The sequence below is a fragment of the Vibrio sp. S12_S33 genome (genome assembly GCF_963889785.1).
Lineage (GTDB): Bacteria > Pseudomonadota > Gammaproteobacteria > Enterobacterales > Vibrionaceae > Vibrio > Vibrio aestuarianus.
Map to the genome: position 1 here is coordinate 1 of NZ_CAWPQZ010000062.1, position 11,942 is coordinate 11,942.

The 11,942-nt window shown below is 43.4% G+C and carries 9 protein-coding genes and 2 pseudogenes; 2 read left to right on the plus strand and 9 right to left on the minus strand.

Features of this window, described 5'->3' with window-relative positions; translation table 11 throughout:
• Nucleotides 1-821: 821 nt before the first annotated feature.
• From AACW06_RS17740 to AACW06_RS17775, 8 genes are all read right to left on the minus strand, one after another.
• Complete coding sequence (locus AACW06_RS17740; RefSeq protein ID WP_192076095.1) at nt 822-2,069, minus strand: cytosine permease; 1,248 nt, start codon at nt 2,067-2,069, stop codon at nt 822-824.
• Nucleotides 2,070-2,171: 102 nt separating this feature from the next.
• The gene (locus AACW06_RS17745) at nt 2,172-2,561 is read right to left on the minus strand and encodes an allophanate hydrolase-related protein (protein ID WP_192076096.1); all 390 of its coding nucleotides are present in this window, start codon (nt 2,559-2,561) and stop codon (nt 2,172-2,174) included.
• Between the two features lie 40 nt (nt 2,562-2,601).
• Entirely contained in the window at nt 2,602-3,552 is a 951-nt protein-coding gene (locus AACW06_RS17750) for a carbamate kinase (protein ID WP_192076097.1), read from the minus strand.
• Nucleotides 3,549-4,976: a YlbE family protein gene (locus tag AACW06_RS17755; RefSeq protein WP_192076098.1), complete on the minus strand. Its 1,428-nt coding sequence runs from the start codon at nt 4,974-4,976 to the stop codon at nt 3,549-3,551. The genes AACW06_RS17750 and AACW06_RS17755 overlap by 4 nt, the downstream gene beginning before the upstream one ends.
• Nucleotides 4,977-4,987: 11 nt before the next feature.
• Nucleotides 4,988-6,532, minus strand: coding sequence for an acyl-CoA synthetase FdrA (gene fdrA / locus AACW06_RS17760; protein WP_192076099.1), 1,545 nt, complete (start codon nt 6,530-6,532; stop codon nt 4,988-4,990).
• Between the two features lie 63 nt (nt 6,533-6,595).
• Complete coding sequence (locus AACW06_RS17765) at nt 6,596-7,468, minus strand: DUF2877 domain-containing protein (RefSeq protein ID WP_192076100.1); 873 nt, start codon at nt 7,466-7,468, stop codon at nt 6,596-6,598.
• Between the two features lie 14 nt (nt 7,469-7,482).
• Nucleotides 7,483-8,145 carry a cysteine hydrolase family protein gene (locus AACW06_RS17770; RefSeq protein ID WP_192076101.1) on the minus strand — a complete coding sequence of 221 codons (663 nt, stop codon included), beginning with the start codon at nt 8,143-8,145 and terminating at the stop codon, nt 7,483-7,485.
• Nucleotides 8,146-8,487: 342 nt separating this feature from the next.
• A complete protein-coding gene (locus AACW06_RS17775; RefSeq protein ID WP_192076102.1) occupies nt 8,488-9,390 on the minus strand; it encodes a LysR substrate-binding domain-containing protein in 903 nt (300 codons plus the stop codon).
• A gap of 165 nt (nt 9,391-9,555) precedes the next feature.
• Between AACW06_RS17775 and AACW06_RS17780 the strand changes: the two are divergent.
• Both AACW06_RS17780 and AACW06_RS17785 read left to right on the plus strand, forming a co-directional pair.
• Nucleotides 9,556-9,960 (plus strand): annotated as a pseudogene (locus AACW06_RS17780) (IS66 family transposase); the annotation flags it as partial.
• Nucleotides 9,955-10,163: pseudogene (locus AACW06_RS17785) on the plus strand (transposase domain-containing protein); the annotation flags it as partial. The pseudogenes AACW06_RS17780 and AACW06_RS17785, both read left to right, overlap by 6 nt.
• 187 nt (nt 10,164-10,350) lie before the next feature.
• On the opposite strand, the gene AACW06_RS17790 reads toward AACW06_RS17785, so the two are convergent.
• Nucleotides 10,351-11,942, minus strand: a 1,592-nt coding sequence (locus AACW06_RS17790) for a type I secretion C-terminal target domain-containing protein (RefSeq protein WP_192076103.1), incomplete at its 5' end; no start/stop codon positions are given.

Consider the following 11,942-nt stretch of genomic DNA (forward strand, 5'->3'; position numbering starts at 1 on the left):
TGCTCAAGCAATGTGATTGTGGTGCGCCAAGCCAAAAAGTGAAGTTGAAAAAAGCGGGATGGAACGATGATTATCGGGCTAGAGTCTTCTTTGGGTTATAAATCCATCAAAGTATGCTCCCGCCCTGTGCTTGACAGGGACAACAACCGTAGCTAGAGATAATTCAAAGATGAGTTCAAAGTTAGCACTCACACTAAACGTGCAATTCCAAAAAAGAATGAGTGATAACCAAGAAATATCGGAAAGTGAGCTACGCCTACTAACCCTGTATATCCAAAAAATAAAATGAGAAATGGATGACAGGTTTAGTTATTCATATTGGCGTAATCTCCCAGAGAAATGATGGCGTAATATTAACCAGTCAACTGAGCTAGAGTCAAGTAACAGAATCCTATGCGTTACGAAAACTGCCACGCTACTTTGATTATCGGACTATAAAATAAGGTATTTCTTACAAGATTTATCGATAAAGTTTATCTATGCTCAACGCGATCGAACTTTCTCTTATTTTGATATGGTCAACTTTAAATGTCCAAAGGAGTGCAAAATGAACAGTGACCAAAGAATAGGAAGCCACATAGCTTGGTATTATAGCTGTGGCTTCGTGATGACACTGATTTTTGTTATCAGACCTCTAGTATTGCCTCTCGTCTGGCTCTCTCCGATAATCCCTCGATTGACCAAAGGCATAATGACACTGGCGATGGTAACGCTGAGCATTTTATCATACCAAGCATAGCTTGATGTTGAACCCATGGTTACAGAGCTAATGAAGTCGATAAGATGATGTCTTTCATTAAGCAGTAGAAGGGCCATCTAGCTTATTTACTCAAAACCTCCACTGACGGTTTTGTTCGACACAATAGCGCATAACCTAAAGAGGCAACCAGAATCGAATCTACTGAGGGAATACCCGTTAGAGTAAACATGCCATTTACAGTAGCAAAACCCACTAATGAGCCAATAACCCAAGCCACAAATGTCATCGGTTTTACTGCAGCATCTTTTTCTAATAATGATTCATCGTAGCCTTGACGGCGATTAATAAAAAAGTCAGCAATGTAAATGCCAGCAATTGGTGGTGTAGCAATACCAAGGAATAATAAGAATGGGATAAACCAACCCATAATGTCCATGCTACCCAGAATCGTCGCTAGAACACCCAGAGCGACGGTGATCTTCCATTTCGCAATGTTAGTAAACAGTGTCGAGACGGCTAACGTACCTTGGAACATGTTGCCTGCGTTACCAGTGACACACGCAAAGATCAGCAAAATAGCGGCTGGTAGCGTGGTACCAATTAAAGCCATCGCACCAAGCAACGAACCTTCTGACGTTAGCGAACTAGGAACTGCGCCAACAAAAAACAACACAGGATAAGCCAAACCAAACGTTAATGCGCCAGCAATCATGGCGTGTTTGCGATTGTGCACGAAACTGCCAAAATCAGGAGAGGTTGCCACTAACACTATGATCGTACCTACAACCGATGAAACCGCAGTACCAAATGGCAATTGTTGCAACTTCTCAGTTGAAGCAACATCGGCACCTGTTGCCACAAATAGCACCACAAACATAAGTACCACAATTACAGGTACTGCCATTTTAGACACTTTACCCAGCATCTCGAAACCAGCTGCGGTAGAAGCGACAAAAATCACACAACCGATAGCAACTAACACTGGCACAGGAATCGATAAGCCAAAGCCAGACAACAAGTCATGGACACTGTGACCGAACATATTTGCCGTAACGGCAATCCAGCCGAAAAGACTGATCGCCATAATCACGTTGATTGCAATAGCGCCTTGCTTACCAAAAGAGAATTTAACAATACCATAAGTAGGTAAACGAGCTTGCTCGCCAATTGAAATGTTGATTACCGCTAGAACTGTAAGAATCAAACTACCGACAGCAATAATCATCGCCGCATTGCCCAGCTCCAGCTGGCTACCTAAACTTGATGAAGCCAAAAGAACCGGAGTAACCAGAATACCAAGAAGGATCATGGCAATCTGAAAACCTGATGCGGTATTCGGTGCATCATTGCTTTTTCTATTATTAGACATAATTCAAACCCTTTATTTCGATTGTTATTGTTGTTTCCAGCTATCTCGGTGTAGGGTATAGCAATGAAGCTAATGAGATGACTGGAATAAAAATCTAGAACATTAGCTCAATGCTTCGGTGTATTTACGCCATCCGCCAGTATGAGTGATCTCTTTTTGACCTTCGACTAAACAAGGCTCCCCTAGTACACCAAGTATCTCGCTACCATCAGCCAGCTTAACTTTGCCAATTGAAAGGCCTGCTGGCTCATTGCTTAATACCGTGGCAAACGCAGCCATTGGTAATGCCCATATTTCTAGATCAACTGAGTTGTTCTCTTCAATAGTACGAATCATCGCCGGGTGATCGTCATTGATCGACCATAAGCGGTAGTGCTTGTCTGTCACATCCTCTCGTACAAACTCAGCACCCACATTAATTAAGTTGTGGTTCAATTTAAGGCCGCGCATCAATGTGCCATTCACGGCTAGTTGTGTTGTCTCTGTAGACATAAAACATCTCCAATAACTGCCCAGCGAGTGAGCAAAAAAATTAATTGCGAATCCAAGTGCCTGTGTTGCCATCAAGTGCTTGTAACAGTTTGTTTGCTTGAGTTATGAGGCCTGCTCCATTAGGGTTTGCGGCGACAAACTGCAGCAAAGCTTCGACTTTCGGTTTCATAGAACCTTCACCAAATTGGCCATCATCACAAAGTCGCTTCGCCTCTGCTGGTGTGAGGTCATCAAGCCATTGTTGATTTGGCAGGCCAAAGTTGATCGCCACTTTCTCTACGCCTGTTGGAATAATTAGCATGTCAGCCTGAAGCTTCTCTGCGAGTAATGCTGATGCAACGTCTTTATCAATTACCGCTTCCACACCAATCAAATTGCCTTGCGGATCACGCTCTACAGGAATACCACCGCCACCACAGGCAATCACCAGAGTGCCGCTAGCAATTAAGTTTTCGATACTCGGTAATTCGACGATTTCTAGAGGCTTAGGGCTCGCTACGCAGCGGCGCCAGCCACGACCTGAATCTTCCATGATGCTCCAACCCAAACTGTCAGCACATTGCTGTGCAACTTCTTGAGCCATAAATGAGCCAATTGGTTTATTTGGCTTCACAAAAGCTTCATCACTTGCATCAACGCAAGTCTGTGTCACCAGTGACACCACAGGTCGAGCAATCGCTCTTCGATTTAACTCATTGGTTAGTGCTTTTTGGAACATGTAACCAATTGCACCTTGAGTATCACCTACTGCGTAATCCACTGGGACTGGTGCGACCTCGTGCTCTGCCAACTCTGAACGTCGCAAAATAAAGCCAACTTGAGGACCGTTACCATGAGTAATCACTAAATCCCAACCGCGTTCGATGAGATCCACTAGGTAGCCAACGTTGTTTTCTACCGTGCGATATTGATCTCGAATTGAGCAATGGTCGTTATCATCAATTAATGCGTTACCACCAAAGGCGACAACGGCTAGTGGACGCTTACTCATGCGATCACCTCACTACGACGCTGCGCATCAAGTGCACACAACGCATCAACAAAACACTGCATTGGCGCCGTCGTAATGCCAGCACCGATTTGGCCAACACCCGCTTGTTTATGGGCAATACCAGTATTAATGATGGGTAACACGCCATTATCAGCCACCTTACGCGCATCAATGCCCGCCGCTGTTGGCGCAAAGTTTAATGCTGGTAAAGTGAAGGCCGGGTTACCTCCAAGCGTAATAGTCTGCATAGTACGGCTATTGTTAGTGGCATCATTTGGTGTACCACCAACAAACTTGACAATCGCTGGAGAAGAAGCCATTGCAAAACCGCCCACGCCAGCTGTTTCTGTAATCGCACTGTCACCAAGATCGGCTGCTGCGTCATCAACACCATAACCTGGAAAGAACAGACCATTGACAGGGTTGGCTGGCGCCTGGAACCACTGCTTGCCAGTACCAGAGAGCTGAATACCAAAGTTGACACCATTACGCGCCATCACCGTGACCATAGTGCTATTTTCAACCCCTTCGGCTGCTTTAAGCATGCTCTTACACGCAGCCATAGAAAGGTTCAAAAAGAAGTGGTCATTGCCAGTAATAAAGCTGATCACTCGCTTTAGCTGGCCTTGTTCTAACTGAATAGAAAGTAACGCTGGAATCAATTGTTTTAACAATAAGCCCGTAGCGGCCGCATTGCGGTTATGAACTTCATCACCCATATGCAGCGCTTGCGCCATAATTGGTTTCAGCTCCAATCCATTTACTTCACGCACAGCCGCTTTCATAGCTTGTGCCAGCTCAGTCCCCATCCACTCTAGACGTTCAATCACATCACTATTGTTAGCGCCAAAACGCAGAACTTTCCCTAAACCTTCATTGAAGTTAGAAAAGACACGTTGAATACCAAATTCAGTTTGGTTCTCTACCACCCATACCGGCATTGAACGACTAATAATTCCGGCCATTGGGCCAACCGCATCGTAGTGATGGCAAGGTTCAAACTGCACTTCACCGCAATCAATCATCACTTGTGCTTGTTCAACTGTTTCCGCCCACTTTTCATAGACGATCGCACCAAGAATCGCACCTTGTACTGGGCCACACATATTTGCCCAAGCAATCGGTGGCCCTGCATGAAGAATCAATTTTCGGTCAGCAAGTGCAGGGATAGCCTCACCCGCTAACATCACATCAACTAACGTTGGTTGAGCAGCCAAATAGCGACTCATTGCAACTTGGTTCGCTTGCTCGATATCCAACTGGTTGGTCAGATCAGCCAGTGCGATACCACCTTGCTTATCGCCATTAGCTGGCGGCTGCCAATTCATAGCAGTCGCACGGCCACCCGCACGTTCAATATTAGTTGCAAAACTGGCTAAACCCGCATTTAGAACTGACAGTTTTTGACTAAATAAAGCTTTCATTCTGTAGCTCCTTATCGACTTTGATGATTAATGATTAGAGCGGCAAACTCAGCAGCTTGTGCATTGCAGTCTGCAACGATTACACCTTGGTCACTTAGCGCTTGTTTAATTAGATCACGGGACTGAGGATCATTGTCTGTGCCGCATACATGGGCAATAAATACAGGTAATTGAGCTTGTTCCTGTTTTAATTGATCTAATACCGCCAATAGTTCTGCCAAAGGCAGCTCAGATGCGCCATAACCAAGTACCACATCAAAGAGAATGACGGCCGTTTGCGGGTCACGCGCATCTTGTAAAATTCGTTGATTACGTAATGTTGGGTCAATCATTGGATGAGGACGACCTTGAGTGAAGGCATCATCACCTAGATCAACAATGGTATTTCCTTGGCTTTTCCATACATCATCTAGCATGCTGTAGGTCGAAATTGGCGTATTGGAATAACCCGTAATACCTGCTTGATGACAAATAAGCTGAGCTTCAAAACAGAATGTACCGCCAGCAAAAACGCCGCGTACGAATTTCTGAGTCTCCACTAACGCATGTGCATGCTCTAATATTGACTTTGTCATATCAACGGTAACTGTTTGAGGTGGCGTAACAGTTTGTCGATTCAACAACGCTACCGCAACTTCGGCTGAATGCGCTAAGCTAGCTGCCGGGTAAATACCTTCACGCTCAATGCTGTCAGTCGGCGCACCGAGGAAATGCACGACCACTGGCTTTTCTGTTGATTGCGCCTCCTGCAAAATACGCTCTGCGATTTGTTGTGCTGGTGGTTTTGAAATCAACACAATAATCTTGGTTTGCTCATCTTCAATTAAGGCTTCAAGACCTGCCAGCATCGAAATACCACCAATGTTTTGGTGTAAGTCGTGGCCACCAGTTCCTAAAGCTTGTGATATGCCTGCACCTAGTTGGTGTACACGACATGTCGCCTCTTGCAGCCCCGTGCCAGAAGCCGCCACAATACCAATTTCACCTTGACGAACCACATTGGCAAAACCCAACGGAATACCGTTGATTATTGCGGTGCCGCAATCAGGTCCCATCACCATAAGCTGTTTCGCTTGGGCCAATTGTTTAATTTTTAGTTCATCTTCTAGTGAAACGTTATCGCTAAACATCATCACGTTAAGGCCAAGATTCAGCGCTTTCATTGCTTCTGCCGCGGCATACTCACCTGGCACAGAAATCAATGCTAAATTCGCCTCTGGGTGCTGCTCTAAACCCAGTGCAAAACTGGTTAATGGCTGTACATAATCACTCGCTGTACTTGCCTCGCTTTTACGCGACGTTAATTGCTCTTGAGCCAGCGTAATAGCTTGATCGCACGCTTTATCTTCCCCTTTCACTGCAATAACCAAATCATTAGGCTTGGCGCAGATATCAGAGCCAAAGCCCGCATCAGCTATACGTGTCAGGTTCGCCTCGGTCCCCATTGCGACTGAAGCTTCTTCTATCCCATCAAGTTTATTTAGTTGTGCAGACAACTGCATCAAAGACACAGAGTCCTGATACAAGTTTTCAAATGCTTTATATTTTATTGCCATAATAAGAACCATTTTTTTGGCATTATTTACAACCGTCAAATTCAATAGATACAACCTTGCAGACTAATCTATATTTCGTTGTAAATAATGAGCGCCAAATAATATACCTGAAACGATATCAATTCCTGAACTCGAACCAATTTCAAGTACGTTGTTAATTATTTCTCCCACTTCATTACAACAAGTGGAATTAAATATTGAATACACCAACCAAGAAACTGGCTGGGAGAAGTCACCTTCACATGCCTGCTGTAGATAGTGGCGGCTGACATCCGTCGTCTTATGCCATTGCAAACTACATGCATTGGTGATCCTTGCTTGCACTGTGCAATAAGAGCACTGCAAAGAGCCTGAACATTGAGTCACATAGTTCAGTAGTGCCAATAATCCACAAATAAAATCATCACCAGAAGGAGTAAGACCTTGGCCCCTTCCCAAATTATCAACTATGGATTCAGGCTTACTGACTAAATCAAAATCAACATCAATCTCGATATAATTTAAGTAGTCACTATAAGTAGTAACATATAGCTTTGGATTAATTCGATTATTTACATATTGAATAAAATAATTTTCTAAATGATGAATGTTATTTTTTAATTGACTCAACGAATATTCATTTACTTGTGGTGGATACTTCCATTTTATTGCTGAACGACTATCTACGCTCAATCTGGCATCCGTCGAAAAACGTAAAATACCACCACGAAGATACACCTTGTCACCTACTTGGCATTGGTTAAATAGCGGCTCACTAACCAGAGACACCGATAAACCACAAGGTGTATTGGGTAGAGAGAGGTCGAGTAAAGAAACCCACGTTTTAGTCATTGGATCATCACTAATGATATTGATTGCATGACTAAAAACGCTATGAATTCGGCCATCAAATGCCTGTTCTGGAAATCGGCACCCTTTCTCTACCGCAAGTAACATGGCTCGAGATCTAGTTACTTAATCGCGTCGATAATGTCTTTTGAGTGCGAAACCCAACCAAAAATACCACCTTGAGCTTTAATCATCTCAAGTGCGTATTTTTGGAACTCTGGGAAGTAAGAACCGACACAATCTTCAGGCACAATACACTCATAACCGCGGTCATTTGCTTCACGTACCGTGGTAGTTACACACACTTCTGTCGTCACACCACATACGATCAGTGTTTTGATATTACGCGTTTGTAGAATTAGGTGTAGATCCGTTTGATAAAAGGCACCTTTACCTGGTTTATCGATAATTGGTTCACCCGCAATTGGGTACAACTCAGGGATGATGTCATGGCCTTCTTCACCACGAATAAGGATGCGACCTTTTGGCCCCATTTCACCGATAAATGTTTTACCGCCACGCGTCAGTTTTGCCGCTGGGCAGTCAGTTAGATCCGCACGGTGACCTTCACGTGTATGAATCACAGTAAGGCCAGCTTGACGAGCCGCCTCAAGCAAAGCAACACAAGGTTCAATAGCAGTGCGTACTAGTGAGACATCGTTACCAAGCGCTTCGCCAAAACCACCTGGTTCGACAAAGTCGCGCTGCATATCAATCATAACCAGCGCTGTAGTTGTAGGATCAAATTCTAGGGCAAAGGGTTCAGCATTAAATAACTTAATCATAACTATCATACCTTTTTGTTATTAGTGTTTGTTGACGCTCTTTTGCGTTCGTTATGGAGTGTAGATCTATGCTAAGTACAAAAAAAGTGAGAAAATTAAGCCTCATTCATCAAAGAATTTGAATCAAGAAAAGATAAACAGGATCGCTATCACAACAATGACCGATTCGTTACTAACAAAAGAGTAAACAATAAAATTTAGTGACAATATCGCGAACTTTTTGCATTAAAGCATCAAATTTTTGCGCGGTTAAAGTATAGAAAGTGAGATCTGAACGACCTTATAAATGTGATGCAAGCACATAACTAAAAAAGCGAGCCTAAAGCTCGCTTTCCAATCCGACTAACTGTGCCAGTTGAACTTATGTTCATTTTTAATCAAATAGTTTACGCACCACTCTAGAACCGGACTTTGCCTCTGTGCATGCCATGCATAAAACAGTTGTGTTGGTTGCTTGTGCTCAACAATCGCTTTTTTTAGCACTGAGCCTTGATTCAACTGTTCTTTAATTCGATGATGAGGAATGTATCCAATACCAATCCCATGCTCAATCATACGAATAGCGGTCGTCAATTCAGGCGCATAAATCACCTTTTGTCCCGTTAATGACCATGAATCTTGCGGTGAAATATGTTGTGAGGTATCCCGTACTACAATAACTGGATAGCGACGCAGTTCTTCAGTGGTCAAAATATCAATATGGGCTGCCAGTGGGTGACTTCGGCCAACGATAAAATCCCATTCCACCTTGCCAAGAGTGTGGTACACAATCCCTTCCAGCTTTGGAGCAGAATGCGGCGCGCCAATCACTAAATCTGCACGACGTGAATAAAGAGCATCCCAGCAGCCGTTATAAACTTCTGTTTTAACTGCAATTTGGGTCGCAGAAAACTGCTGGTTAAGTTGGCTAACTAACTCGATAACACCATCACGGTTAATAATGTTATTAATCGCAATATCAAAGGAAATATCAACACCGCTACTGACTAGAGTACTGTTTCGAATCAATTCCTCAAACGAGTCTAGCATCCAACTGCTTTGCTCAATGAAATAATGTCCTGCTGGAGTTAACTTAACTTGACGTCCTGAACGATCGAACAAGTCGAATCCAAGCTCTTCCTCTAACTTCTTAACCGTGTAACTCACCGCAGATGGTACGCGGTTTAATCGTTCTGCTGCGACGGCAAAATTAGCTGAACTCGCAATGATATGTATCGTTTTTAGCGACTCTTTTGATAATGGCATGTCAATAATCACAACTAGGAAATCGCAAACATAATACCAAACTCATTGGTCATTAGCTCTATTGTCAGTAGTTAATGTCCGTTGCTAGCGTCAGGTTTTACATAAATTGATTTAGGTTAAAAAAAACATTTCTTAATCCCATTTTTCGACAGGAGAAAGAGCTGTAATCGCAATCCGAGAGGAGCTAAACAGGGTCACTCAGGGCACAAACGACAACTCTCAGAATTAAAACCATCTGATACCTTTGTTGAATGTTACCCAGATAGTACCTGTTCTTGTTGTGGCGATACGAACCTTAAGATAAGTGATAAACCTTTTTATCGTCATCAGGTTCATGAAATTCCCAAACCGACAATGGATATTACCGAGTATCGGCTCTTTTCTGGTAAATGCTCTCAGTGTGACGAAACCACGAGGGCCAGAAAGCCGAGCGATATACCTCAAGGTATCATGGGCCCCAATCTATTGAGTCATATCGCGATCTTGGCTGGTCAGTATCATCTGAGCGTGCGCAAAATACGCTCTTTACTTAAGGAGCAATTCGATACGACTTTTTCAATTGGCGCAATCAAATCGCTGGTTATTGGCAGAAAAAATTGGTTATTCTCGACGAATCCGCTTGGTGCTGATGCGAGTGCTTTGCTGTATAGCATCATCGGACGGCGAAAGCTAACGGACTGATACTCTACGATTACATGGTCAAATGTATGAGGGAACTGGCAAAGCCAGAGCCTGATATCAACTCACTTCTTCCTTGGAACTTCTCACACTAAAACGCCCTGTGGAATCGTGGGGCGCTTACGCCGAGTCAATAGAAATCTACAATCAGATGAGACCGCATACAGCCTTAAAAGACAAAACGCCCGATGAAATGCAGCGAGCGTTTTGCTTAAAAGTGTCAACCCATATCAGGGCTAGTCACTGTAACCATATTTTATGGCGATATACAGGGTAAGTGACTTAATCAATCGTAAATACATTCCTATTAAAGAGCTCTGTAATAATATCAGCGCTATCGCCACCGCTTAAACCAAGATCGGCTTGTGTTAAGTTTTTGATCACAATCGTCTGTTCTTGCCCCGTTTCACCAATGGTAATCTCCATATCACCATTATTTTCAACAACAGTTAGTCCTGCCAAGAAATCATCCACCGTCAACGGGTTGGTATCATCTTGCAGCAAATCAGTTAAATCGATTTTATCTTCATCTAAAGCAAAGTCTGTAATGGTATCAACATCACCATCATTAAACTGCGTATCAAACATAAATATGTCATCGCCCTCTCCCCCAGTTAAAATATCATTACCAGAGCCTCCAATTAAAATATCGTTACCCGAGCCACCCAGTAATGTATCATCGTCAGCACCTCCATCTAGGTAGTCATCTTCTGTTCCGCCATCTATTGTATCATTACCCGCTTCTCCATAAATGGTGTCAGCTCCATCCGCCAATTCAATTGGGTCGACATTAAGATAAAGCTCATAGCTAAATCCTCCTGCATTACCTGATGACAACACATCAATAGTAGTAAATGGGATATTAATATCTAATGTAATATAATCGGTATTATCAACTTGCGAAGATTGTAAATGTCCAGATGCATTGATGAAATCATCATTATCACCACTAACGTTAGTGTACACTATGATACCGTCTGCGATAGCTTGAGCTAAATCAATTTCAACACCATCAAGAGCAAACCAAATTTGCTCTTGATATGCCATAAAAGCAACTCTGACACGGACACCATGAACCTGTTCAGAAAGAACATGAGTGTGAGAATCGGTCCAACTACCTGAAGAGTTACCTAGGTAATACCCTTGAACATCTGGTTTTAATTGGAAAGAACTCCCACTAATGCCATTCCCCCCACCATTATCAACTGAAGACATTGTCACAGTTTCACCGGAAGACTTCGTGAAGGTACTACTTGGACCAAGCGATGATTTTTGGTAATCCGGCTGCACAAGGTTAGGGTTTCCCCCATCAATGATATCGTCACCACTACCAGCGAAAATAGTATCATTCCCCTCACTGCCTAATACTTCATCGTTACCACGACCAGCATAGATGAGGTCATCTCCAGCCAAGGCGTTAATCACATCATCACCAGACGTGGCACTAAGAATATCAGCATTTGTTGTTGGATTAATTGCAGGGTCAACACCATCGATGACATTTATCGTCACATCTTCATCGTAGGTCAGCCCTGTAGAGTCTGTTACTCGTATGGTTATGGTTAAGCTTTCAGCAATCTCAAAATCAATCTTACTTGGATCAGCAACTGTCACTGTGCCTGTTGCAGCATCAATTGTGAAAGCGCCATCCGCATCATCAACCAATGAATAAATAAATACATCACCAACATCTTCGTCAGTAACACTCGTCACTCCCCCAACAATACGCCCAGCAACCGTGCTTTCAGAAATTTGCAGGCCTGTCCCCACTATTTGCTGAACAATCCCAGACCCACTTCCATCGGAACTATCTCCAGTCCAACTAACAAGAATTTCCCCGCTGTTTAACTCAGTGATGGATGGTCTTGTATTCG